This window comes from Bradyrhizobium cajani, from assembly GCF_009759665.1.
Lineage (GTDB): Bacteria > Pseudomonadota > Alphaproteobacteria > Rhizobiales > Xanthobacteraceae > Bradyrhizobium > Bradyrhizobium cajani.
Genome location: NZ_WQNE01000016.1, coordinates 135,751 through 158,608, shown reverse-complemented (window position 1 = coordinate 158,608; position 22,858 = coordinate 135,751). Strand labels below are relative to the sequence as shown.

At 64.3% G+C, this 22,858-nt stretch carries 19 protein-coding genes; 8 read left to right on the top strand and 11 right to left on the bottom strand.

What is annotated here, in order from left to right; genetic code table 11:
• A complete protein-coding gene (locus GPL20_RS20320; RefSeq protein ID WP_157331270.1) occupies positions 1-180 on the top strand; it encodes a hypothetical protein in 180 nt (59 codons plus the stop codon).
• A gap of 188 nt (positions 181-368) precedes the next feature.
• On the opposite strand, the gene GPL20_RS20315 is transcribed toward GPL20_RS20320, so the two are convergent.
• Entirely contained in the window at positions 369-1,256 is an 888-nt protein-coding gene (locus GPL20_RS20315; RefSeq protein ID WP_157331269.1) for a 50S ribosomal protein L11 methyltransferase, read from the bottom strand.
• 162 nt (positions 1,257-1,418) lie between these two features.
• Here GPL20_RS20315 and GPL20_RS20310 point away from each other — a divergent pair, with 162 nt between their 5' ends.
• Positions 1,419-1,574 carry a Flp family type IVb pilin gene (locus GPL20_RS20310; protein WP_157331295.1) on the top strand — a complete coding sequence of 52 codons (156 nt, stop codon included), beginning with the start codon at positions 1,419-1,421 and terminating at the stop codon, positions 1,572-1,574.
• A gap of 280 nt (positions 1,575-1,854) precedes the next feature.
• Here GPL20_RS20310 and GPL20_RS20305 read toward each other — a convergent pair whose 3' ends face one another.
• On the bottom strand, positions 1,855-3,465 hold the full coding sequence (locus GPL20_RS20305) for a phytoene desaturase family protein (protein WP_157331268.1): 1,611 nt from the start codon (positions 3,463-3,465) through the stop codon (positions 1,855-1,857).
• Between the two features lie 226 nt (positions 3,466-3,691).
• Here GPL20_RS20305 and GPL20_RS20300 point away from each other — a divergent pair, with 226 nt between their 5' ends.
• Positions 3,692-5,971 (top strand): fused MFS/spermidine synthase, encoded by a 2,280-nt coding sequence (locus GPL20_RS20300; protein ID WP_157331267.1) that lies wholly within the window; start codon positions 3,692-3,694, stop codon positions 5,969-5,971.
• A gap of 109 nt (positions 5,972-6,080) precedes the next feature.
• Here the strand turns inward: GPL20_RS20300 and GPL20_RS20295 are convergent, their stop codons facing one another.
• The 3 genes from GPL20_RS20295 to GPL20_RS20285 all read right to left on the bottom strand — a co-directional run bounded on the left by GPL20_RS20295 (position 6,081) and on the right by GPL20_RS20285 (position 9,102).
• Positions 6,081-7,064, bottom strand: a complete 984-nt coding sequence (locus GPL20_RS20295; protein WP_167533123.1) for a glycerophosphodiester phosphodiesterase — start codon at positions 7,062-7,064, stop codon at positions 6,081-6,083.
• A gap of 132 nt (positions 7,065-7,196) precedes the next feature.
• Entirely contained in the window at positions 7,197-8,054 is an 858-nt protein-coding gene (locus GPL20_RS20290; RefSeq protein WP_157331266.1) for an alpha/beta fold hydrolase, read from the bottom strand.
• A gap of 265 nt (positions 8,055-8,319) precedes the next feature.
• On the bottom strand, positions 8,320-9,102 hold the full coding sequence (locus GPL20_RS20285) for a L,D-transpeptidase (protein WP_167533118.1): 783 nt from the start codon (positions 9,100-9,102) through the stop codon (positions 8,320-8,322).
• A 363-nt stretch (positions 9,103-9,465) separates the two neighbouring features.
• On the opposite strand from GPL20_RS20285, the gene GPL20_RS20275 reads away from it, so the two are divergent.
• Entirely contained in the window at positions 9,466-9,795 is a 330-nt protein-coding gene (locus tag GPL20_RS20275; protein ID WP_157331264.1) for a hypothetical protein, read from the top strand.
• A 51-nt stretch (positions 9,796-9,846) separates the two neighbouring features.
• Here GPL20_RS20275 and GPL20_RS20270 read toward each other — a convergent pair whose 3' ends face one another.
• Together GPL20_RS20270 and GPL20_RS20265 are read right to left on the bottom strand one after the other, a co-directional pair.
• On the bottom strand, positions 9,847-10,608 hold the full coding sequence (locus GPL20_RS20270) for an ABC transporter permease (RefSeq protein WP_157331263.1): 762 nt from the start codon (positions 10,606-10,608) through the stop codon (positions 9,847-9,849).
• Complete coding sequence (locus tag GPL20_RS20265) at positions 10,605-11,528, bottom strand: ABC transporter ATP-binding protein (protein ID WP_157331262.1); 924 nt, start codon at positions 11,526-11,528, stop codon at positions 10,605-10,607. Before GPL20_RS20265 ends, GPL20_RS20270 begins: the two co-directional genes overlap by 4 nt.
• A 291-nt stretch (positions 11,529-11,819) precedes the next feature.
• Here GPL20_RS20265 and GPL20_RS20260 point away from each other — a divergent pair, with 291 nt between their 5' ends.
• Positions 11,820-12,536, top strand: a complete 717-nt coding sequence (locus GPL20_RS20260) for a hypothetical protein (protein WP_157331261.1) — start codon at positions 11,820-11,822, stop codon at positions 12,534-12,536.
• 144 nt (positions 12,537-12,680) lie between these two features.
• On the opposite strand, the gene GPL20_RS20255 is transcribed toward GPL20_RS20260, so the two are convergent.
• Together GPL20_RS20255 and GPL20_RS20250 are read right to left on the bottom strand one after the other, a co-directional pair.
• Positions 12,681-13,859 (bottom strand): cytochrome P450, encoded by a 1,179-nt coding sequence (locus tag GPL20_RS20255; RefSeq protein WP_157331260.1) that lies wholly within the window; start codon positions 13,857-13,859, stop codon positions 12,681-12,683.
• Positions 13,860-13,876: 17 nt separating this feature from the next.
• Positions 13,877-15,085 (bottom strand): ABC transporter substrate-binding protein, encoded by a 1,209-nt coding sequence (locus tag GPL20_RS20250; RefSeq protein WP_157331259.1) that lies wholly within the window; start codon positions 15,083-15,085, stop codon positions 13,877-13,879.
• Positions 15,086-15,191: 106 nt separating this feature from the next.
• Between GPL20_RS20250 and GPL20_RS20245 the strand changes: the two genes are divergently transcribed.
• Entirely contained in the window at positions 15,192-15,671 is a 480-nt protein-coding gene (locus GPL20_RS20245; RefSeq protein ID WP_157331258.1) for a MarR family winged helix-turn-helix transcriptional regulator, read from the top strand.
• 9 nt (positions 15,672-15,680) lie between these two features.
• On the opposite strand, the gene GPL20_RS20240 is transcribed toward GPL20_RS20245, so the two are convergent.
• Positions 15,681-16,532: an alpha/beta fold hydrolase gene (locus tag GPL20_RS20240; protein WP_157331257.1), complete on the bottom strand. Its 852-nt coding sequence runs from the start codon at positions 16,530-16,532 to the stop codon at positions 15,681-15,683.
• A gap of 127 nt (positions 16,533-16,659) precedes the next feature.
• Between GPL20_RS20240 and GPL20_RS20235 the strand changes: the two genes are divergently transcribed.
• Positions 16,660-17,277, top strand: coding sequence for a CGNR zinc finger domain-containing protein (locus GPL20_RS20235; protein WP_157331256.1), 618 nt, complete (start codon positions 16,660-16,662; stop codon positions 17,275-17,277).
• Positions 17,278-17,418: 141 nt separating this feature from the next.
• The gene (locus GPL20_RS20230) at positions 17,419-18,354 is read left to right on the top strand and encodes a LysM peptidoglycan-binding domain-containing protein (protein WP_157331255.1); all 936 of its coding nucleotides are present in this window, start codon (positions 17,419-17,421) and stop codon (positions 18,352-18,354) included.
• Positions 18,355-18,366: 12 nt separating this feature from the next.
• Here the strand turns inward: GPL20_RS20230 and GPL20_RS20225 are convergent, their stop codons facing one another.
• Positions 18,367-22,395 carry a VCBS domain-containing protein gene (locus tag GPL20_RS20225; protein WP_246250762.1) on the bottom strand — a complete coding sequence of 1,343 codons (4,029 nt, stop codon included), beginning with the start codon at positions 22,393-22,395 and terminating at the stop codon, positions 18,367-18,369.
• Between the last annotated feature and the right edge of the window lie 463 nt (positions 22,396-22,858).

Sequence of the window (22,858 nt, the reverse complement as noted above, 5' to 3'; positions counted from 1 at the left end):
ATGCCAGCGTTCACGTTTGAGAAGATTTCGCCGCCCGTTCGCCGCGCCCCGACTGCGGCGACACCGAAGAAGCCGCGCGGCCTCATCAGCCAGATGATCGACCGTTTCGCCGAGCGCCGCGGGAGGCGCGCCTTGCAGGACGAGCGCGCGATGCGCCGGGACGAGAAGCCGGCGGAGTAAGGCGGCGAGCGCTGGTCTCCACCTCGCCGCGCTTGCGGGGAGAGGTCGGATTGCATCGAAGATGCAATCCGGGTGAGGGGGCGTCTCCGCGAGTCCAACTGTCACCATCTTTGTGGAAGCGGCCCCTCACCCCAACTCTCTCCCCGTAAGAACGGGGTGAGGGAGCGCAGCACCGTTCAGGCCGCAGCTCATCCGACCTTCCGCAGCAACAGACTGCTCCAGCCTTCGATCCGCAGATGACGCAGCGGCACGAGGCCGCGCGCGCGGTAGGCGGCGATGACGGCGGGCGCCTGGTGCGTCAACAGGCCCGAGAGGATGACGCGTCCGCCGGGGGCCAGATGCCGCGCCATTGGGCCGGCCAATTGCCGGAGCGGGTTGGCAAGGATGTTGGCGAGCACCAGGTCGAACGGACCGCATCTGGCAAAATCCGGCGCGGCGAAGCCGGTGGCGCGGATCACCCGCACATGGTTGCCGACTTCGTTCAGCGTCGCGTTCTCCGCCGCCACCCGCACCGACGGCGGATCGATGTCGGAGGCCAGCACCGCGCGGTGCAGCGCCTTCGCGGCGGCGATCGCCAGCACGCCGGTCCCGGTGCCGAGGTCGAGCAGGTTCCTCGGCCGGGAACTCTTCAGGACATGGTCAAGCAACAGTAAACAGCCGCGGGTGGTGCCATGGTGGCCGGTGCCGAAGGCGAGCGCGGCCTCGATCTCGATTGTGAGCTTGTTCGGCGCCACGCGGTCGCGGTCGTGGCTGCCATGCACGACGAAGCGCCCGGCCGGCACCGGGACGAGGTCTTCCAGGCTCGCCTTGACCCAGTCCTTGGCCTCGATTGTGTCGAAGGCGAGGGTGGCGGCGATCTCATTTCCTGCCGAAGTTGCAACGAGTTCGCGCAACAATGCCTGGTCCGGCGCCTCGGCGAAATGCAGCGTGACCTCCCATCGCCCGTCCGGCTGCTCAAAGGCCGCGACCGCCGCATCGCCCTCGAAAAAGACCTCGGTGAGCACGTCGACGACCCGCCGGGCGGTAAGTTCGGTGCCGATCGAAAAACTGGCGCGATGGGTTGGGGAAGGCTGCATCTAGGGTTCCGTCGAGTTCAATTTTTGGAACTTTTGTTCCCAACTTTCCGCATAAGTTGCGATTTGAGGATTAACCGAGCCGAAGGTTCCGCCACGTATATTTTCGGATGTCGTGATCAATCGAAGCAACTTGAAGTAGAATGGAGACGTGTCTTGAAGCGCATGGTTTTGAAGTTCTGGTCGGACGAGTGCGGAGCCACTGCGATCGAATACGGCCTGATCGCGGCCGGTATCGCCCTGGCGATTATCACCGTGGTGAACGGCCTGGGCACCGCGATGAACGAGAAGTTCACTTCGATTAGCACCTCCTTGAAGTAATTTCCCCCTCCCATTTTCTTACGGGGCTACTTTTCTTCGCAGGCTATTTCTGACGAGCGCCCGCATGGGGAATTACCCCTTGCGGGCGAAGTCGTTTTTGCCGTGCGCAACCGTTCAGGCGGTCTCCACATATTATCCGCGCTCCTGCCAGGACGTTATCCACCGACCTTTCCCGCAATCACCCCCGCGGTTTTCCACTGCCGGTCCCCAAGCCTGTCCTGATCAGCCGTGCAGGATGTCCCCGGTTTGGTCACACGCTGTCCACAGCCTGCCCACAGGCCTATCCACGACTTCCGAACAGCGATCGGTGATCCCTCAAGATCGCCTGCGCGGCGTTGTGGCCGGGGGCGCCGGTGACGCCGCCGCCGGGGTGGGCGCCGGAGCCGCAGTGATAGAGGCCTCTCAGGGGGCCGCGATAATCGGCATGGCCCAGCATCGGCCGGGCCGAGAACAGCTGGTTCAGCGTCAGCGCGCCGTGGAAGATGTCGCCGCCGAGCAGGCCGAACTGCCGCTCGAGATCGAGCGGGGAGAGGATCTGGCGGCCGAGCACGCTGGCGGCGAAGCCGGGTGCATATTTGTCCACCGTCGCGATCATGAGATCGGAGACCTCGTCGCGATACTCGTCCCAGGACTTTCCATCGGGCAGCTCCGGCGCAACGTGCTGGCAGAACAGGCTCGCGACGTGCTTGCCTTCGGGCGCCAGCGTGTCGTCGAGCGTCGAGGGGATCAGCATCTCGACGACGGGGTCCCGGCTCCACCCGTGCGCGCGGGCATCGAGATAGGCGCGGTCCATATAGCCGAGGCTCGGTGCCAGGATGATGCCGGACGTGAGATGATCGCCATTATCAGGCAGCGCCGTGAAGGAGGGCAGGCGGTCCAGCGCCACATTCATGCGGAACGTGCCGGAGCCGTTCTTCCAGTGGCGGATGCGGGCGAGAAAGTCCCCTGGCAGGGCATCGGCCGCGATCAGCCGGGTATAGAGCAGCTTCGGGTTGACATTGGCCGCGACATACTTGGCGCGGATCGTCGCGCCGTTCTCCAGCACGACGCCGACCGCGCGGTCGCGCTCGACGATGATCTCGCGCACGCCGGCATCGGTGTCGATCGCAACGCCCATGTCGCGCGCGGCACGCGCCATCGCCTGCGTGATCGCGCCCATGCCGCCGATGGCGTGCCCCCAGACGCCCTTCTTGCCGTTCACCTCGCCGAAGGCGTGGTGCAGCATCACATAGGCCGAGCCCGCAGCGTAGGGGCTGGCATAATTGCCGACGATGGCATCGAAGCCGAACAGTGCCTTGACGAGATCGTGCTCGAAACGTTCGTCCAGCATCTCGCCGGCCGAGCGCGTGAAGAGATCGAGCAGGCTGCGGCTCTGCTCCAGGGTCAGGGAGCGCAGGATGTTGGCGCTCTGCAATGCGTTCACGGCCTCGCGGAGAGCGGCGGTACCAAAACCGTCGAGCAGGTTCGGCGGGGCGCGCAGCACGAACTGCCGCAGCACATCGGCGATGTCCTCGAGCTCCCGCGAGAAGCCGTCGAGCGCATCGGCATCATGCGCGCTGAGCCGTGCAACTGACGCCTTCGTCCGCCCCTCGCCGGTGAGGAGATAGCTGCCGTCGGGCGCGGGCAGAAAATTCTGCGCGCGCCGTTCGACGATTCGCAGGCCCTGTTCGGCGAGCTTGAGGTCGCGGATCACCTGCGGATTGAGCAGGCTCACGGTGTAGGCCGCGACCGAATTGCGGAAGCCCGGGTGAAACTCCTCCGTGACTGCCGCGCCGCCGACCACCTTGCGCCGCTCGACCACGCGCACGCGCAGTCCCGCCGTCGCGAGATAGGCCGCGCAGGTGAGGCCGTTATGGCCAGCGCCGATGATGACGACGTCGGTTTCGCTCATGATTTCCTGGCGTCATTCCGGGGCGATGCAAGGCATCGAACGACGGTGCGCGGTTGCGCACCGGAGAATCTCGAGGTTCCGGGTAAGTTCTTCGGACCATCCCGGAACGACATCTGTATATCAAGCATTCCTCGCTGCAACATCACGCGGCCCTTTATTGCCCGTTCAGGCGCCTTGTGCTCCATTGCGCGCGCCCGGCGCCCGCCGGGGTTTTGCCGGAGCATCCATGGATTCGATCGTGCAACCCGCCGCCACGGAGCAGCCGTCCGCCTCGCGCAACCGGCTGCTGCTGACGGTCTACACCGCTGCGATCTTCGTCAGCGCGCTGCTTTTGTTCTCGGTGCAGCCGCTGTTCACGAAGATGGTGCTGCCGCGGCTCGGCGGCTCGCCGGCGGTGTGGTCGGTGGCTATGGTGTTCTTCCAGTCGCTGCTGCTCGCGGGCTACGCCTATGCGCATCTCCTGATGCAGATCCGGAACCGGATCGTTCCGGTTGCGGTGCATCTGCTGCTGCTTATCGCGGCCTTCGCGACGCTGCCGCTCGGCATCGCCTCCGCCTATGGCGAGCCACCCGGCTCGGGCTATGCGTTCTGGCTGCTTGGCCTGTTCGTGGTCTCGATCGGCCTGCCGTTCTTCGCGCTCGCGGCCAACAATCCGCTGCTCCAGGCCTGGTTCGTCCGCACCGGCCATCCGGCCGCTCACGATCCCTATTTCCTCTATGCCTCCTCCAACATCGGCAGCTTCCTCGCGCTCTTGTCCTATCCGTTCCTGCTGGAGCCGATGTTCACGCTGCACGCGCAGAACCGGTTCTGGACCGCCGGCTACGGCCTCCTGATCCTCCTGATCGCCGCCTGCGGCGCGCTGCTGTTGCGCTCGCCGAAGCTTGCTGTCGCCGACGCGCAAACCGAGGAGGTGAATGCGCCGGCGCCCGGGCTCGTGACGCGGCTGCGCTGGATATTCCTGGCCGCGGTGCCGTCGGGCCTGCTCATTGCCGTCACCGCGCACATCTCGACCGATGTCGCCGCGGCGCCGCTGCTGTGGGTGCTGCCGCTGTCGCTGTATCTGCTCACCTGGGTGGTGGTGTTCCAGTCGCGGCCGCTGTTGCCGCACAAATGGATGCTGATGCTCCAGCCGGTCGCGATCGCTGGCGTCGTTGTCCTGCTCGCCTTCGGCGGCGAGCAGAACCTGCTGCTGACCCTTGGCGGTCACCAATTGTGCTTCTTCGTCATCGCCATGGCCTGCCATGGCGAACTGGCGCGGACGCGGCCGGCCGCCAAATATCTCACCGGTTTCTATGTCGCGCTGTCGTTCGGCGGCATGGTCGGCGGCCTGTTCGCCGGGCTCGTTGCACCCTTCACCTTCTCATGGATCGCCGAATATCCGATCCTGATCGCGCTCGCGGCGCTGTGCCGGCCCTCGGCGAACGAGCGGCTTGCCGGCATCGTCAAATGGTACTGGCTGGCGCTCGTCGCGCTCGCGGTCGCGCTCGTCGCGCCGTCCACCACGACGGGCAGTCTCTCGACCTGGTTCGAGGACCACCGCGTCTGGGTGGCCGGCGCCGTCGGCGTGCTCGCAGCGCTGCTGGCGCTCGCGCTCAACGCGGGCCGCTGGAAGATCTTCGCCACCGTCGTGCTCGCGCTGGCGCTGATCCGCGTTTATCCCGCGGACGAGGGGCGCGTCATCACCGTGCGCAGCTTCTTCGGCGTGCACAAGATCGTGGTGACGCCCGGCGGCTATTTTCACGTGCTGATGCACGGCACCACGATTCACGGCGCCGAGCGTTTCCTCAACAATGACGGCACGCCGGTCGTTGGCCGGCCCGAGCCGATCACCTACTATCACAAGGACGGCGGCATCGGTCAGGCCATCACCGCGATCCGCGAGCGCAAGGGCGCGCCGCTGAAGGTCGCCGCGATCGGCGTCGGCTCGGGCACGCTTGCCTGCGCGGCTGAACCCGGCGAGAGCTGGAAATTCTTCGAGATCGACCAGACCATGGTCGATGCCGCGCGGGACACCAGGAATTTCCGCTACATATCGAGCTGCCTGCCGGATCTGAAGCCGGTGATCGGCGATGCGCGCCTCACCTTCGCCAAGGAGCCGGACGGCGCCTACGACCTCATCATCGTCGATGCCTATTCCTCGGACGCGATCCCGATCCATCTTGCGACCGAAGAGGCGATGAAGATCTACAAGGACAAGCTTGCCCCGCATGGCGCGGTGGTGATGCATGTCTCCAACCGGCATCTCGATCTCGAGCCGGTCGTGGTCGGCATCGCCGACGCCAATGATCTGAAGAGCTGGGTCTATAACGAGGACTCGGGCCGCGATTCCGATTACATCTTCTCCACCGACGTCGTCATCTCCGCGCGCGAGGCGACCGATGTCGGCAAGATCGTCTCCTCCAAGCAGTGGGAGGAGACCGAGGCCGACGACAGGGTGCGGGTCTGGACCGACGATTATTCCAACATTCTGGGCGCGCTGTACCGGCGTTTGCGGAGTGGGGAGTAGGGCAGCTTCGTAGCCCGGATGGAGCGCAGCGTAATCCGGGAACCGTCTCTAACGCACGAGCGGCCCCGGATTGCGCTGCGCTCCATCCGGGCTACAAGGCGACGCGATTCTACGGCTCCACCGGCGTCCCCCCTGGCAACGCAATTCCCTTTTCGCTCGCCACCTGCCGCAACAGGTCCGGCCTGTCCGAGATGATGCCGTCGACGCCGAGCTCGATCATGCGCGCCATGTCTTCGGGCTTGTTGACCGTCCACACCACGACGCGCAGCCCGAGCGCGTGGGCCTCCGAGATGAGCGCCGCGGTCACATCGCCGAAATTAGGCGACCAGATCGCGCCACCTGCGGCCTTGATCGTCCGCGGCAGCGAGCCGCCATGATCGGCCGGATTGAAGCCTGCCGTCCAGCTGGTGGCTTTGTCGAGTGCCACCGTCTGGCCCGAGCCGCGCTGGAGCGTCAGGTACACGGTCGGCGTCTTCGGTGCCTGCTGCTGCACGAGCTGCAACGTTCGCCAGTCGAACGACTGGATCATGACGCGGTCGGAAAGCTTTTCCTCTTCGACCAGCCCGAGCAGCTTCGTGACGAAGCTGCTCGGGTCGAGGGATTCGTCCGGGCGGTTCGGATCGATCTTGGTCTCGATGTTGAAGCGCACGCGCGTATTCCCGGACTTGCGCACCAGCGCGAACAGCTCGCTCAAGGTTGGAATGCGCGTTCCCGGCACGGCGCGCTGGTCCGGGAATTGTTTCGCGTAGGTGCTGCCCGGCCGGATCTGGCCGACGTCGTAGGTCCTGACCTCATCGAGCCGCAGTTTCACCAACGGTATGCCCGGTGGATTGACGTAGGTGCCATCGGCGCGGCGCGCGAGATCCGGATTGAGTCCGCGCTCATGCGAGACGACGATCTCGCCATCCGCCGTCACGCCGACGTCGAGCTCCAGCGTGTCCACGCCCATTGACAGGGCGTTGGCAAAGGCCGGCAGGGTATTTTCCGGCAGCAGCGCCCGCCCGCCACGATGTGCTTCGAGATCGAAGGCCATGGCCTCTCCCGTGACGAGAAGACAGAGCGTGCCCAGTATTGCCGCAAAACGGAATGACATCACGAACCATGCGAGGCAGGAGGAACGCAGCTTCATCGCAGTGCCGGACCGACCAATAATCAGCATCCGCGATCCCGTCCAGCCGGCAGGGCCGGGATTCGACGCGCAAGAGAGGATCTGCGCAAGGCGTGCTCAACGGTCGGGTGCGGCGGCCGCGAGCTGGTCGATGGTGGGCCGCGGCTTTGAAAGACGCGGCATGTTGAAGGGACTGTCGTCTTCGCCGAGCTCGTTCAGGAAGTCGTGCACGGCGCCTTCGATGAAGCCCTTGACCTGATCCGAGCCGCGGTCGCTGAGCTCGTTGTGCTGGAATTCGGTCTTGACCACCTGGATGCCGACCTTGGCGCAGGTCTCGTCGTCAGGAACGACGCCGGGATCGGGTTTGAATTGCGGATCCTTCGAGCGGAAGGACAGGATCTTGATCTTGCCGTCAGTGACGAAGGGGACGCGCAGATTGTCGAGCGTGACGACTTTCTTCACCAGCTCCGGATGGCGCTTGGCGAAATACATCGAGATGTCGCCGCCATTCGAATGTCCGACCAGGGTCAGGTGGCGGTAGTCCGCATTCGGGTAGAGCTGCTTGAGCCGTTCGATCGTGAACAGGATGTTGGCGATGCCGCGGTTGTATTGCGAGCGGCGGCCGACATATTCCTCGCCGACCTTCGTGACCATGGGATCGTCGCTCGAAAGATCGTGCTGAACGCTGACGACCAGATAGCCACGGGCGGCGAATGTGTTGGTGAGGAACGAATACTCGGTGTGCTTGACCGTGTTGCCGTGGCTGAGGATCACGACCGGCAGGTCGATCATTTCAGCCATCGCCTGGATCTCCCGGTCGCGGCGGACGGAGACCTCGACGGTCACGTCGCGGCCGTCGCGCAGGATGTCGGCGAGTGGCACGGTCCTGTGACGGATCGCCCATTTGCCGGCCGCGAAATAATTGAAGCCCATAAGCGCCGCAACCGAGACAAAAACGACGATGCCTCGCTTCATGACAGTCTCCGCCGCTGGTGATTCAAATGGCACGAAGGACGTTGTGTGCGAGCGCTACTCCCTTCGGGCGTCCGTGCTCACATGCTCGATCTATGGAGCAAAACGGTATTGCCCGGTTTTTACAGCTGGATGACGGACGTCCGTCCGCTGCCGGCGCGCGGGATTTTCGCGCAAAAGTGAAGGGCCCGCGCCAAGCCGGTCGCCCGTGCCTTCGGAGGTGCGGTAGGGAGATGGTCGAACGCGGCAACGCCGCGTTCAGAGAGCGTCAGTTCTGGTAGTAATAGCCGCGCGGTTGATAAACCTGCCGGGGCTGTGGCTGATAATAGTAGCCCTGCTGCTGGCCGTAGCCCTGATTGTAGTACTGCTGCGGCTGTTGCTGCTGATAGACCTGCGCGTCATTGAGTGGGCGGCTGCCGCGCGGCGCCGGATAGCGTGCGCCGGTGTCGCTGCCGTCGGCCGGGTAGATGTAATTGTCGTCCTGCGGCATGTAGCGGCGGGCGGGTTGCGGCGGCGTCAGATTTACGGGATCGCCGGCAGCAGAGTACTGGTCCTCAGCGGGCTGCGCGGCGCGGGCAACCGCGTTGGCATTCCGGCCGCGCGGATTGCGCGCCAGCGCCACTTGCGCCGAGCCGGTCAGCGTCACCGTGGTGTTGAGCACGCCCTGCTCCTGCACCAGGGCGTAGAGCGTCGATGCATTCTGCCGCGACAGCCGCACGCAGCCATGGGACGCAGGCGAGCCGAGCCGGCCGACCGAGTCGGTGCCGTGGATGGCGTGCCCGACCTTGGTGAAGAAGATCGAGTGCGGCATCGGCGCCTCGTCGAATTCCTTGGAGTAGTGATCCTCTTCCATGCGGAAGGCGCGGAACGCGCCATTCGGCGTCTCGCGCGAGGGGATGCCGGTCGACACCGGCCAGCGATAGCGCGTGACGCCGTCGATCGCGACGATCATCTGCTGATTGTCCTTGTCGACGGTGATCTCGACCTTGGCCTGCGCGGTACCCGCGCCCAAAAGCATCAGGGAAGTGAAAGCAATGAAAAAGGAACGCATCTGGAAACGCATTTGAGGGAAACGCATTTGAGTTCTGGCCTCCGGCCTGTTCACGCTACGCGCCGCGGCTCTCCGTCCCCCGGCGTGCAATATGCCTGCAATCCGGCTTTCGTTCCAGCGGGCTGGCCGTCCATCGTTAACGCGATGCCGGGCGTAAGCAAGGCCGCTCTGTGCCGCGCTGGCTCTGGCGGTGCTGACATTTTCGCGAGCCCGACATGCGTTCACAACGCCGACAATTCGTCATAAAGGCGCAACCATTTGGCCGCCGGGCGCGTTGATGATGGCCCGCCTCGAGACGCGGCGCCCGCCGCAAGTCACCCCTTGTGCTTCCCTTTACTCCTAGCGCTTCCCTTGGGATCGAAGATGAACAAAGCTCCTGTCGTCACCGCCGCGCAATTGCCGGCCGGTTTGTCCGCCCGCCTGCTGCTCGCAGCCGCGGCCATCCTTCTCGCGCTGATGTCGATCCCGCAAGCCAGCCGCGCTCAGGGCATCGTGCGCGGCGCCCAGGAAGGCTCTTATGAGGGCAACCGGATCGCCGGCCCTGTGGGCGGCGCGGTCGGAGGCGTCGTCGGTGCCGGTGTCGGCGGCGCCGTCGGTGCGGTCGAGGGCGTGCTCGGCATTCCCCATCGCCACTATCGCCACCGCTGCCACGGCTACTACGACGGCTATCACCGCTTCCACTGCTATCGGTGAGTCCACGGCCGTCATTCCGGGGCTCGCCCTTGGGACGCCCCGGAATGACAGCTAATTCTTCAGCCGATACCCGGTGCGGAAAATCCACCAGACAATGGCGAGGCAGATCACCAGGAATGCCGTCGTCATGCCGATGCTGACGGACACGCTGACATCCGCGATCTCGTAGAAGCTCCAGCGGAAGCCGGAGATCAGGTAGACCACCGGATTGAGCAGCGCCACCGTGCGCCAGCCCTGCGGCAGCATATCGATGGAATAGAAGCTGCCGCCGAGGAAGGTCAGCGGCGTCACCACCAGCATCGGGATCATCTGGAGCTTCTCGAAGCCGTCGGCCCAGATCCCGATGATGAAGCCGAACAGGCTGAAGGTCACCGCCGTCAGCACCAGGAAGGTCAGCATCCAGACCGGATGGTGAATATGCAATGGAACGAAAAGCCCGGCTGTCGCCAGGATGATAAGGCCCAGAATGATCGACTTGGTCGCGGCCGCGCCGACATAGCCCAGCACGATCTCGAAATGGGAGATCGGCGCGGACAGGATCTCGTAGATCGTGCCGGTGAATTTCGGGAAGTAGATGCCGAACGAGGCATTGGCGATGCTCTGGGTCAGCACCGAGAGCATGATCAGGCCCGGCACGATGAAGGTGCCGTAGCTGACGCCCTCGACTTCGCTGATGCGCGAGCCGATCGCGGCGCCGAACACCACGAAATAGAGCGAGGTCGAGACCACCGGCGAGACGATGCTTTGCAGCAGCGTGCGCCAGGTGCGCGCCATTTCGAACAGATAGATGGCGCGGATGGCACGGTGATTCATGACGTCCTCACGAGGTCGACGAAGATGTCCTCGAGCGACGATTGCGTCGTGTCGAGATCGTTGAAGCGGATGCCGGCGGTGCGGAGGTCGCCGAGCAGGCTGGTGATGCCGGTGCGCTCGCCCTTGGTGTCGTAGTCGTAGACCAGCGTCGCGCCGCCATCGCAAAGGTCGAGCTTGTAGGGGCTGAGGCTCTCCGGCAATGCCGCGAGCTTGCCCTGCAAATGCACCGTCAGCCGCTTCCTGCCGAGCTTCTGCATCAAGGTCGTCTTGTCCTCGACCAGCACGATCTCGCCCTTGTTGATGACGCCGATGCGGTCGGCCATCTCCTCGGCTTCCTCGATGTAGTGCGTGGTGAGGATGATGGTGACGCCGGACTGCTGGAGGCCGCGCACGACCTCCCACATGCCCTTGCGCAGCTCGACGTCGACGCCGGCGGTCGGCTCGTCCAGGAACAGGATCTGCGGCTCGTGCGACAGCGCCTTGGCGATCATCACGCGGCGCTTCATGCCGCCGGAGAGGGTGATGATCTTGTTGTCCTTCTTGTCCCACAGAGAGAGGTCCTTGAGCACCTTCTCGATATGCGCAGGATTCTTCGGCTTGCCAAACAGGCCGCGGGAGAAGCTCACCGTCGCCCACACGCTCTCGAAGGCGTCGGTGTGCAGCTCCTGCGGCACCAGGCCGATCAGCGAGCGCGCCTTGCGGTAGGAGGTCTGGATGTCCTCGCCGCCGACGAGGACGCGGCCCTCACTCGGGTTGGCGATGCCGCAGATGATGGAGATCAGCGTCGTCTTGCCGGCACCGTTGGGGCCGAGCAGCGCGAAGATTTCGCCGCGCCTGATGTCGAGATTGATGTTCTTGAGCGCCTTGAAGCCGGACCCATAGGTCTTCGACAGATTGGCGACGGAGATGATGGAGGACATGAATGGCCGCAAGGCTAAGGGGCAAAGGCTGGGGGAGGGAGGCTGGAACCCGTCCCGGGAGGGCAGGTCAGCGGAGCCCTGAGATAGGAATGCCCTTGCCGGGCCGCAATTGCCCGGAGAAAAATGGTCTCAAAACAGGCCGTTCGGTGGCAGGTTCCGGGCAGGTGTTGCGCGATGGTCACGGCTTGCTGCTAAGATTGTCGCTCACGCGGCTCTTTGTTGCGTCTGCGAGCAGGCCATGGCTACGATTCCGGCCAATCGCGAAGCGTATCGTCCCCAGGGAAAACATCGATGAGACCGAACGGCCGTCACACCGCTGGCGCCAGCCAGTTGTCCGCCCTCCGCGCCTGGGCGATGGGCCTGCTCCTGCTGTCCGCTGTTGCCATCAGCCCGACCACCGCCAAGGCCGCACCGAGCCAGGCCGCGGCCGCGACCACGCATGTCTACCTGCTCCGCGGTGTGCTCAACATCTTCTCGCTCGGGCTCGACACGATCGGCGCCCGGCTCCAGGCGCAGGGCATCCCGGTGACCGTCGCCAACTTCGTGTCCTGGTCCTCGCTCGCCGATGAGGCGGCGACCGCCTACAAGGCCGGCCGGCTCAAGACCATCATCCTGGTCGGGCATTCCTCCGGCGCGACCGCGCTGCCCGACATGATCGCCAAGCTCAACCAGCTCGGCGTGCCCGTGAAGCTCGCGATCGGCCTCGACTCCGTGTTCAAGACCAGGCTCTCGACCGGCGCCGAGCGCTACATCAACATCTATATCGGCGATGGTCCCGGCGAGCCCGTTCGCGCTGCGGCCGGCCTGCGCGGCAAGCTCGTCAATGTCGACGTGCGCGGTACCGGCGTCGGCCACATCTCGATCGACAAGAACGAGGCGATCCAGCGCCGCGTGATCGCCGAGATCGATGCCGCGATCATGCGCTCGCGTGCACCGGCGCCGGTTGCCGAACCCGGCGCACCGCGGCCCGCACGCGCCGCGGCCGCGGCGGCTCCCGCGAGGAATTGAGGGCAACGTCTCGTCGCCCCGGCGCCGCGTGATCCGGCCTAAGCGGAATGGCTTTGAGTTGAATCGGCTGGCCCGGCTCGTTCCCACCTCTCCCGCTTGCGGGAGAGGTCGGCGCGAAGCGCCGGGTGAGGGTTCTCTCCTTCGTTAAGCGGCCCTCACCCGCACGGGCATGCTCTCCAGTCCGCGCAGGGAATTGTTGAGCCTGCGCCTCGGCTCCGCCGTAAGCTCGATGGACTTCACGCGCCTTGCGAGTTCGCTGAAGATCAATTCGCCTTCCAGACGGGCGATCATCTGGCCGACGCAGGCATGGATGCCGGCGCCGAAGCCGACATGGCCGGTTGCGACCCGCTCGACCTCGAAGCGGTCGGGTCCGTCCCACCGCGCCGGATCGCGGTTGGCCGAGGCCATGAACAGCAGCACCTTGCGATGCGCCGGGATCACACCGCCGCCGATCTCGACGTCGCGCGAGGTGGTGCGGAAGAACGTCTGCACCGGGGAGTCATAGCGCAGGCCTTCCTCGAAGGCATTGCGCGCCAGCTCCGGCCTGTGGTGCAGCTTGCGATATTCATCCGCGTGCGTGGCAAGCGCGAGCAGGGTGTTGCCGATGCCGTTGACCGTGGTGTCGATCCCCGCGGTGAGGAACGGCCGCACCAGATGCGTTGCTTCGTGCTCGGTGATCTCGCCGTCGTCGGCGGCCTGGTAGATCATCATGCCGAGGCTGTCGGGCCGCAGCGCATCCCGAGCACAACATTCCATGATCCAGCTCTGCGCCGCGAGCCCCTCTTGCCGCGAAGCCGCGAGCATCTCGTTCTCCGGCCCAAAGCTGTCGAAGACGAACGTGCTCCAGGCCAGCAGCTTTTCGCGGCCGTCCGGACGGATGCCGATCGCATCCGGAAACACCTTCATCGGATAGGCTTCGGCGAGATCAGCCACGGCATCGAACGTGCCTTTGTCGATCAGCTCCGAGACCTTCTTCTCTGCTTCCCGCTGAAACGTCTCGCGCAGCTTTCTCGCGACGCCCGGAGACAGCGTGCGGCCGAGGACCCGCCGGCCCTTGTCGTGGTCGGGAGGATCGATCTGGAGCGTCAGCGGCTTCGGCAAGGCCGGGTTCATCCCGTGCAGCCCGACGCCCTCGCCGCTGATGAATGTCTTCCAGTCCTTCAGGGCCGGCTCGACCTCTGCATAGCCCGCCATGGCCCACACGCCGTAACGCTCCAATTCGAACGCGGGCCCGAGCGCGCGCAGCGCGTCATAGGCAGGATAAGGGTCCATCAGGAAGTCAGGCGCGAACGGGTCGACCGGACTGGAGGCAATGCCGCTCATGGTCAGCTCCAGGCCCGCTATTGCTTCGCCAGCGGGCACTGGCCGTCGCTCTCGGAGCGGAACGCCTCCTCGCCCTTGATCGTGGCGACGACCTTCAGCAGATCCCAGGTGGAGGTCGACTCCTCGGGTGCCTTGACCTGCAAGAGGTAGAGCGGATGGATCTTGCGCCCGTCCTTGCGGACATAACCCTTGCCGAACAGTGGATCGTCGGTCGGCATCTCCTTCATGGCGGCGACGACGGCCTTGCCGTCCTTGGTGCTGCCGACCTTGTCCACCGCCTTGAGATAGTGAATGACCGAGGCATAGACGCCGGCCTGCATGTCGTTCGGATAGGCCTTCGACGGAATGCGTTCGGCGAAGCGTTTTGCGAAAGCGCGCGTGCCGTCGTTCATATCCCAGTAGAACGGGTTCATGATCTGCGCGCCCTGCGCAAACTTCAGGCCGAGCGCGGGCAGGCCGTTCATGCCAAGGATCAATCCGACCAGTTTGTGGTCCTTGGTCAGCCCGAACTCGGCAGCCTGCTTCATCGAGGTGATGGTATCGTCGCCGGCATTGGCGAAGCCGATGATGGTCGCGCCCGACGCCTGGGCCTGAAGCAGGAAAGAGGCGTAGTCCGCCGTTCCCAGCGGATGTCGCACGCTGCCGAGCACTTCGCCGCCTGATGCTTTCACGGCCTCCGCGGCCTGCTTCTCCAGGTCGTGGCCGAACGCATAGTCGGCGGTGATGAAGAACCACTTCTTGCCGCCCTGCTGCACGATCGCCTTGCCGAGGCCGCGGCCGTAAGCATAGGTGTCGTAGGTCCAGTGCACCGTATTGGGCGTGCACTTCTCGCCGGTCAAGAGCACCGTTCCAGCGCCCGATCCGACAAAGACCTTGTTCTTCTCGGCGCTCATGCCGGCCACCGCAAGCGCGATCGACGAGTTCGGAATGTCGAAGATCGCATCGACGCCGTCGTTCTCATACCAGCGTCTGGCGATGCCGATCCCGATGTCGGTCTTGTTCTGGTGATCGGCCGCGACGACCTCGATCGGCTTGCCGGCAGCCTTTCCGCCGAAATCCTCGACCGCCATCTTGGCGGCGACGACCGAGCCGATGCCTTGGTAGCTCGCAAACGGACCCGACTGGTCGTTGAGAACGCCGATCCTCACCACGTCCTGGGCGAATGCCGGTGCCGCCGCCAGAACAGAGGCCAAGATGCACAATTTATGCAGGAATTTGCTGTTCATTGTCTCCCTCCCATGGCGGTCTTGGTGCCGCTCAATAATAGTTATATTTTATAGCTGTTTCTGAGCGTGTCAATTCGGCCAAACTGGCCGCCGCGGATTGAGGATCATGAGCCCGAAAGCGTTGAGACCCGGAACGAAGGCCGCGCAGCCGTCGGAAGGATTGCTGGACCTGCGAGCGCTCCAGCGAACCCCCGGCTTCATGCTGCGGCTCGCGCAGCTCAAATTCTTCGAGGGCTTCTACGAGGAGTTCGCGGCGTTGGGGCTGACGCCCGCGACCTATGCGATCTTCGTCGTCATTCGCGACAATCCCGGCGTTCCGCCGAGCAGCCTCGCCAGCGTGCTTCGGCTGCGCCTGCCGAACCTGATCAAGATCCTGAACGAGCTCGAATCGTCCGGCTTCATCAAGCGCAACCGCTCGAAGTCGGACCGCCGCGCCATCGAGCTCATGCTCACGCCGAAGGGTGCAAAGCTGATTCAGGAGGGCGCGCGGCTGACGGCGCCCTACAACAAAAAGATGCTGGCGCCGCTCGACGAGGCCGAGCAGCGCAGCTTGCTCGAATTGCTGAACCGGATTTTGCGGTTCTAGCCGCTCCCGTCAGTGCAAGAACGCGCGAATGGCGTCAGCAATCTCTCTTGCATGTGTTTCCAGCGCGAAATGGCCGGTGTCGAAGAACTGCACCACGGCGTTGGGATTGTCGCGCTTGAACGCTTCCGCGCCGGGCGGGATGAAGAACGGGTCGTGCTTGCCCCAGACTGCCAGGAAGGGCGGCTTGTGCGTGCGGAAATAGTCCTGGAATGAGGGATAGAGCGCGACGTTGCTCTTGTAGTCGCCGAACAGATCGAGCTGCACGTCGTCCGAGCCCGGGCGCGCCAGATAGTAATTGTCGAGGTTCTGGCCGTCCGGCGACACCATGGTCGGATCGGGCACCCCATGCGTGTATTGCCAGCGCGTCGCCTCCGGCGTCAGGAAAGCGCGCAGCGCATCGCGATTGGCTTGCGAGGGGTTCTGCCAATAGGCCTTGATCGGTGTCCAGCCGTCGCTGAGGCCGTCTTCATAGGCGTTGCCGTTCTGCGAGATGATGGCTGTGATGCGCTCGGGGTGGCGCAGCGCAAGCCGAAAACCTGTCGGCGCACCATAGTCGAAGACATAGACCGCGAAGCGATCGAAACCGATGATCTCGGCGAAGCGCGCGATCACGCGCGCGACGTTGTCGAAGGTATAGGAGAAGGCGTCGCGCGGGGGCATGTCGGACTGGCCGAAGCCGGGAAGATCCGGTGCCACGATGTGAAACCTGTCGGCGAGCAGCGGGATCAGATCGCGGAACATGTGGCCCGCGCTCGGGAAGCCGTGCAGCAGAAGAAGCTTCGGTGCGCCGACAGGACCAGCTTCGCGATAGAACAGCTTGAAGCCGTCGACATCTGCGGTGCGATAGGTGGTCGGGGTCATCACCGTTCTCCTTCGTAGTAACCTGTTTAATGACTTACATGAGGTTACGTCGCCGTTTAGTAACTTGTCAATTGGCTTTTAACAGGTTACTGAAAATGACCCTTTCAGACCGGCTTGGGGATCGCTCATGCACAGACCGCCTGCCATGTTCATCGCGGACTCGCGCGGCCTCGACTTCCTGAATTCGGTTGCGACGCCGCTCGATACGCCCATCGATTGGCTCGACGATGGCGATGGCCTGATCGACTGGCTGGCGCAGGCGGGGCTCGTGCCGACCGATGCGCTGGATGCGCTGAAGGCGCGCGCAACACCGGCGGAGCTGGGCAAAGTGGCCGACGAGGCCCGCGCCTTGCGGGAATGGTTCAGGGGGTTCGTTCGCAAGCATGGCGGCCGGCCGCTCACGGCGAGCGCACTCCAGGAACTGGGCCCGCTCAACAGTCTCCTGGAGCGCGACGAGGCATTCCGGCAGATCGTACCGGCTCCCGACCGTGGCGGGGCGCTGGCGCTGCAGATGACGCGGCGCTGGCAATCGCCGCAATCTCTGCTGCTGCCGGTCGGCGAGGCGCTGGCGCAATTCGTCTGCGAGGAGGACTTTTCGAACGTGAAGGCATGCGAGGGCCACAACTGCACCATGCTGTTCGCCGACCACACCCGCAGGCGTGCGCGGCGCTGGTGCGCCATGGCGATCTGCGGCAACCGCGCCAAGCAGGCCGCGCACCGCAGCCGGCTCAAGGGCAGGCAGTGACGGCCTCGGCAGATCACGGAGCTTTGATGCAGGCGGCCGTACGCCGCGGCTGAGCCTCGATGCCCCAAATTCCACCCAATCGATGGTCACTAAGCCCGGCGGGGGAAGGTCTTTGCCTTCCGTGGTGGGACTGCTGGACTGATGGTTGATCGAAGGCGAATCGTCGCGCTGGCAGCGCTCGGGCTGCTCGCCTTGAGCACCGGCATGGCCGTGGCTTCACCGCCCAAGCTGAAGCCCGCTGCCGTCGCTCCCGCCGTGCCGCCGCCTGCGCCGGCCGAGCCGTTGCCGCCGCCGAAGATCTACCTGTTCCGCGGCGCCATGGGTCCGCTCTTCTCGACCGGCATGGACCGGCTCGGCGAGAAGCTGACGCAGGCCGGCTTCTCGGCGGATGTCTATGAATTCACCCTGTGCCGGCTGATCGGCAATCGCGCCATCGCCAGCTACAAGGAAACGTCGGCGCCGATCGTGCTGATCGGCCATTCCATGGGCGGGCTGTGCTCGATCGTCATCTCCGAGATGGCGGCCAAGGAGAACATCCCGATCAGCCTCGTGATCACCATCGACCCCGCGCACGCGACCGGCGACGTGCCGCTCAATGTCGAGCGTTTCATCAACATCTTCCTCTCCGACAGCGTGCTCGGCGGCGGCGATGTCGTGGCCGTGGCCGGCTATCGCGGCCATTATGCGAGCTACGACCTCAAGGAGAACGCGCGGGTCAGCCACATCAACATCGAAAAGTCCGACGACATCCATCGCCAGATCCTCGACATGGTGACGCAGCTGCCGCGCATTCAGGCGCAGGCCCAGGCCGGTGCCGTGCCGCTGCGCTATCTGGTGCCCGGCGATACGCTGGTCGAATTGTGGGATAGCGGCGTGCGCCTGCCGGTCCGCCGCGGCGACACCATGGAAAGCATCGCGGCGGCCAATCGCGTGCCGCTGTGGTCGCTCGCGCAGAGCAACTCGCTGCCGGAGAATGCGCAGCTCACCCCCGGCCAGTCCATCATCGTCCCGCGCCACCTGGCGCCGCCCGAGCCGGCGGCGGCGATGGCGACGCCGCCACCGGCTGGGCGGAAATAGGCCGAAATCGTTTCACACCAAGAGGTCGTGCGGCGCATGGGCGGCTAAGCCGCCGGCGACGTGAGCGCCATGGTCCAGCTGCAAAACGTCGGCTGCCGCCGCGGCGCCGCCATGTCCTTCGGCTTTTGCCGCGCGTTCGTGATGGTCGAGCGGCGATGGGACATCGTTCTCGAATGTGACGCCCGATCTCTCGATCGCCGGATTCAGGAAGTGGAAGGAATGGCCCAGCCCGTGCGGATTCGCCTGCCAGTGTCCGTATGCGCCGAGCGCGCCATCAGCCGCAGAATGCAGTTGAGAATGAGGCCTGCCTGGCTCCCCAGTCGGAGCGTGACGGTGTTCGTTTGCCTGAGGAGGACTCGAATGAGCGCCGTCGCCGTTGTCGAGGCCGATCTCGGGGACGGCATCGACCGCATTTCCGGTATCGGCAGCGCTCGCCATGGTGGAGGCAACATCCGGCATGGGATGACTTTCCGCCGGCATGCCGCTCGCGCCAGTTCCGCTCAAATGGGTGCTCTCGCTGGTCGCGGTCTGTTCGAACACAAATCTGAAGGAGTCCATCGACGGCGAAACGGTTGCCGGATCCGAGAGGGTGGATTGCGTGGCAGCTTGGCCCGAGGTGGAAGAGGTGGTTGCCTCGCTCAAGGTGCTTTGATCCTGAGCGGCATCGAGGCGATGGCTTACATCCACCGATGGAGCGGTTGAGCCTCCGCTGGAGGAGAGCGGACTGTTACCGTCCGTCGTGTCGGCGGAGATCTCGGACGTACCGATCGCAGCGACGGCGGTGTCACCTTGCATTGCTGCGGTCGGGCCGATGGTGTCGCTCACAGCCGGGGCTGGCGCGACGGTTTGGTCCACGATGAAATCGGACGAATCGATGGTCGCGACACCCTGGAGATGAACTTCCAGCAGGCTGGAATCACCGATATGGAGCGCTTGATCCGTCGGATTGACATAGACGACGGTTTCATTGGCCGAGCCGTCGTAAATCCAGGCGATGGTGTGGGCCGGCACGGATGTGCCAGTCGAGGTCAATGCCAGGACCAGGAATGCGAGCGCACCGATAGCCGTCAAATCGATCTTGTCGGCTCCCGATCTGAAATCAGTGATCGTATCGAACCGGTCTGCACGGGAATCTGCCGTCGACAGATAAACGAAGGCGTCATCGCCATTGCCGCCCGTGAGCTTGTCCGGACCGAGCCCGCCGATGATGGTGTCGCACCCGTTGCAGCCGTCGATATTGTCTCGTCCGGAGCCGCCGTAGATGACGTCATCCCCGTTGTTGCCCTTGATCGCATCGTTGCCCGATCCGCCAAAGATGGTGTCGTTCACGCCGGTGCCGTTGAGGGTGTCATCACCGGCGCCTCCGTAGACCGTTTGGGGAAAATTGCCGCCGCCGGCGATACAGTCATCCCCCGGCGTGCCGTAGACAAACGGGGGATCGCAGACGACGGTTGCTCCTGTTGCCAGATTGTCGAAGTCGTTGGGGTCGGCTTCACTGGCGCCATGGATGCAGATCGTCACCTCTTGGGCGGTGCCGTCGATGGTCGTCACCGTGAAGTGATCGGTGACCGTATCGCCGATGTCGAGCGCGTCCACCACGCAGTTGTTGTTGTCGAGCACATAGGTCCATACGCCGGACGCGGTCATGGTGAAGGTGCCGTAGCCGCCGTCGCTTGCAGTGCACGAGGTTACCGCCGTGAAGGTGTTGGCCGGATTGTCGACGTCGGTATCGGCGAGCTTGCCGGTCGCGCATGGGATCCCGGACGAGATGCCGCCGGCTTCGAGCACCGAGCCCGTCGTGGTTCCGGAAATGATGGCGGCGTCGTTCGTGCCCTTGATCGTGATTGTCACCACCTGCGGCGTACCGTCGAGCGTCGTCACGGTGAAATGATCGGTCCGAGTATCGCAGGCATTGAGGGCTTGCACCGTGCTGTTGTTGTCGTCGAGCGTGTAGGTCCACGTGCCGAGCGCGGTCATCGTGAAGGTCCCGAAGCCGCCCGCGCTCGTCTTTGGCGTGCTCACCGCGGTGAAGGTGTTGGACGCATCATCGGGATCGGCATCGGTCAACGTGCCGGTCGCAGTCGGCTTGCCAGGCTTTCCATTGGCCACACATCCGGCCTCGAGCACCCAGCCGGTCGTCGTTCCGCAAATGACAGCCGCATCGTTGCTGCCGTTGATGGTGATCGTCACAACCTGTGCCGTGCCGTCGGTCGTGGTCACCGTGAAGCAGTCGGTCAGCGTGTCGGCCTTGTTGAGCGCCTGAACCGCAGCGTTGGCATTGTCGAGTTTATAGGTCCACACGCCGGCCGCGGTGATCGTGAAACAGCCATAGCCGTGCGCGCTTGCCGTCGGCGCGCCGACCGCCACGAAGGTGCTGAAGGGGTCGTCGACATCCGTGGCGACAAGTGTACCCGCCGCGATCGGCATGCCGGGCGAAGCGCCGCTCGCCTCGACGACGGAACCGGTCGAAGTCCCGGAGATGACGGCGGCGTCGTTGCTGCCTTGGATCGTGATCGTCACGACTTGCGGGGTGCCGTCGATGCTGGTCACCGTAAGGGTGTCGGTCAAGGTGTCGCCGACGCGAAGGGCCTGCACCGTGCTATTGCGATCGTCGAGGATGTAAGTCCACACGCCGGCGGCAGTCATCGTGAAACTGCCGTAGCCGCCCGTGCTCCTGGTCGGCGAACTGATGGCCGTGAAGGTGTTGGGCGGGTTGTCGACATCCGTGTCTGTGAGCGTGCCGGTCGCGGTTGGCATGCCGGGCGCCGCATTGGCGGTGCCGCCCGCCTCCACCACCGCGCCGCCGGCGTCGCCTGAGATCGTGGCGGTGTCGTTGACTCCGTTGATGGCGATGGTGAAGATCTGACTCGCCGAGAGCCCGCCGTCCGAGACCGTGATGACGAAGCTCGTGCTCGTCGGCGACGACAGGGCATTGATTGCAGCGCTGTTCGGCACAAACACGTAGGCGCCGGATGTGCTATTGAGATAGAGGGTGCCGTACGGTCCGGTCTGCGAAAGATCGTATGTACTTCCGTTCAGGACCGTGGTGCCGGCCGTCCCGCCGCCGAGACCGTAGGTCAATGTGGCATTGAGCGAGCTGTTGGCGGCGAAGGTACCGGTGGTCGCGGTGAATTCGTCGAATGTGATCGTGTCGATCTCGACTGGGCCGGCCGACACGCCCAGCGTCGGCGGCGGCCGTACGATGAGTGGGATCACGAACACCGGCTCTGGCGTAGCCGAGCCCAACGGCGCAATTCTCTCTTCGAACGTGAAATTGATGTGCTCTAGCGGCAGCGAGTCGGCGAAAGGTGGCGTGCTCGATCCCGTTGCGCCTCGCGTTAGATTGGCGAGCACGTCCTGTTGAGCCGCCTGCAACTCCTCCATTCGAGCAGCGCTGTTGGCAACCTGGTTCACACTGACCGAGGAACCGATCCGGTTCAGGACGATCGTCTCGCTGGGATCATCGACGATGATGTGTCGTGGTACCGGCTCCTTGGTGATGAGCTCGAAGGCGCCGTGCTGCAGGTCCTTGTAGGTGATCTTGTCGTCGTCCAGAAACGTGGCGTCCGGGTCTGCGGCTGGTGCGTCCTTCACCATCGAGAAAGTCAACGCCGCGATCGTCAAGATGCCGAACCCGCTCGCATGGGAACGGCTGCGAACGCTTCCCATGGGGGTGTCGACCGTCAGGGTGCCGCTGTTTGCCAGCCGGCCGGCCGCGAAGGCAAAATTTCCGCTGGTGACCGCAACGACGGTCGAACGCGGAGCCCCGTCGGAATCGCAGGCGAACTCGCGCAGTTCGATACGAGCGCGGCTGGAGACGTTGAATACAGTGTCGTCGAGAAGCCGAATGCCGATCTGCGCATCCGCAGCAGTCTCGATTACGTCACCGCGGCAGACAAGGTCGCCAACGCTGACCCGACTCGCCGCGCCGCTGTCACGCCTGAGAGTAGCCTGACCAAAGGTTGTCTGAACCATGCCGATGATCTGGAGAGGCGGAGCCGCCATGGCCCCATGGGGAGCAACGCCCGAAGCGATGAACATTGGCTTTGGCCTCGCATGCCGAATTATTCGGGCTTGGCGCGGTGCTGCGGTTTTCTTGTCGGCTTTGCCTACGCCATTGGAGCAAACATTGGCGCTGGCATCCCAGACCTGCAGGCCGAAACGTTTGACTAAAGTCCCATCTCTAGGGGTACGGAAGGCGATCACCAAGTCACGCCAGATGCCGCGAACTCGACACGAGCAGCTTGTCTCTCGGAACAATTGACGACTAAGCGGCGCGAAAAAGGTGGCTCACTTTCTATGGCGAGGCAAACGGCTTGGCGCTGAGATCAATGGCAAAAACGAGGTACTCCCTCTGGTGAGCTGGTCCAGAGGACCAATCCGGGTGGTAGATATTGGCGGTGCGCGACACGCGAGCTTGGCCGGGACTTGCAGAGCCCGGCAAGCGGGCACGCGAACAGGATCTTCTCGGAAAGGGCGGGTCATGTGGAGGCACACGATTACA

Excerpts from the sequence above, each read along its gene's own strand:
- GPL20_RS20320 (WP_157331270.1), top strand. The coding sequence starts at position 1 with ATGCCAGCGTTCACGTTTGAGAAGATTTCGCCGCCCGTTCGCCGCGCC.
- GPL20_RS20315 (WP_157331269.1), bottom strand. The coding sequence starts at position 1,256 with ATGCAGCCTTCCCCAACCCATCGCGCCAGTTTTTCGATCGGCACCGAA.
- GPL20_RS20310 (WP_157331295.1), top strand. The coding sequence starts at position 1,419 with ATGGTTTTGAAGTTCTGGTCGGACGAGTGCGGAGCCACTGCGATCGAA.
- GPL20_RS20305 (WP_157331268.1), bottom strand. The coding sequence starts at position 3,465 with ATGAGCGAAACCGACGTCGTCATCATCGGCGCTGGCCATAACGGCCTC.
- GPL20_RS20300 (WP_157331267.1), top strand. The coding sequence starts at position 3,692 with ATGGATTCGATCGTGCAACCCGCCGCCACGGAGCAGCCGTCCGCCTCG.
- GPL20_RS20295 (WP_167533123.1), bottom strand. The coding sequence starts at position 7,064 with ATGTCATTCCGTTTTGCGGCAATACTGGGCACGCTCTGTCTTCTCGTC.
- GPL20_RS20290 (WP_157331266.1), bottom strand. The coding sequence starts at position 8,054 with ATGAAGCGAGGCATCGTCGTTTTTGTCTCGGTTGCGGCGCTTATGGGC.
- GPL20_RS20285 (WP_167533118.1), bottom strand. The coding sequence starts at position 9,102 with ATGCGTTCCTTTTTCATTGCTTTCACTTCCCTGATGCTTTTGGGCGCG.
- GPL20_RS20275 (WP_157331264.1), top strand. The coding sequence starts at position 9,466 with ATGAACAAAGCTCCTGTCGTCACCGCCGCGCAATTGCCGGCCGGTTTG.
- GPL20_RS20270 (WP_157331263.1), bottom strand. The coding sequence starts at position 10,608 with ATGAATCACCGTGCCATCCGCGCCATCTATCTGTTCGAAATGGCGCGC.
- GPL20_RS20265 (WP_157331262.1), bottom strand. The coding sequence starts at position 11,528 with ATGTCCTCCATCATCTCCGTCGCCAATCTGTCGAAGACCTATGGGTCC.
- GPL20_RS20260 (WP_157331261.1), top strand. The coding sequence starts at position 11,820 with ATGAGACCGAACGGCCGTCACACCGCTGGCGCCAGCCAGTTGTCCGCC.
- GPL20_RS20255 (WP_157331260.1), bottom strand. The coding sequence starts at position 13,859 with ATGAGCGGCATTGCCTCCAGTCCGGTCGACCCGTTCGCGCCTGACTTC.
- GPL20_RS20250 (WP_157331259.1), bottom strand. The coding sequence starts at position 15,085 with ATGAACAGCAAATTCCTGCATAAATTGTGCATCTTGGCCTCTGTTCTG.
- GPL20_RS20245 (WP_157331258.1), top strand. The coding sequence starts at position 15,192 with ATGAGCCCGAAAGCGTTGAGACCCGGAACGAAGGCCGCGCAGCCGTCG.
- GPL20_RS20240 (WP_157331257.1), bottom strand. The coding sequence starts at position 16,532 with ATGACCCCGACCACCTATCGCACCGCAGATGTCGACGGCTTCAAGCTG.
- GPL20_RS20235 (WP_157331256.1), top strand. The coding sequence starts at position 16,660 with ATGCACAGACCGCCTGCCATGTTCATCGCGGACTCGCGCGGCCTCGAC.
- GPL20_RS20230 (WP_157331255.1), top strand. The coding sequence starts at position 17,419 with ATGGTTGATCGAAGGCGAATCGTCGCGCTGGCAGCGCTCGGGCTGCTC.
- GPL20_RS20225 (WP_246250762.1), bottom strand. The coding sequence starts at position 22,395 with ATGTTCATCGCTTCGGGCGTTGCTCCCCATGGGGCCATGGCGGCTCCG.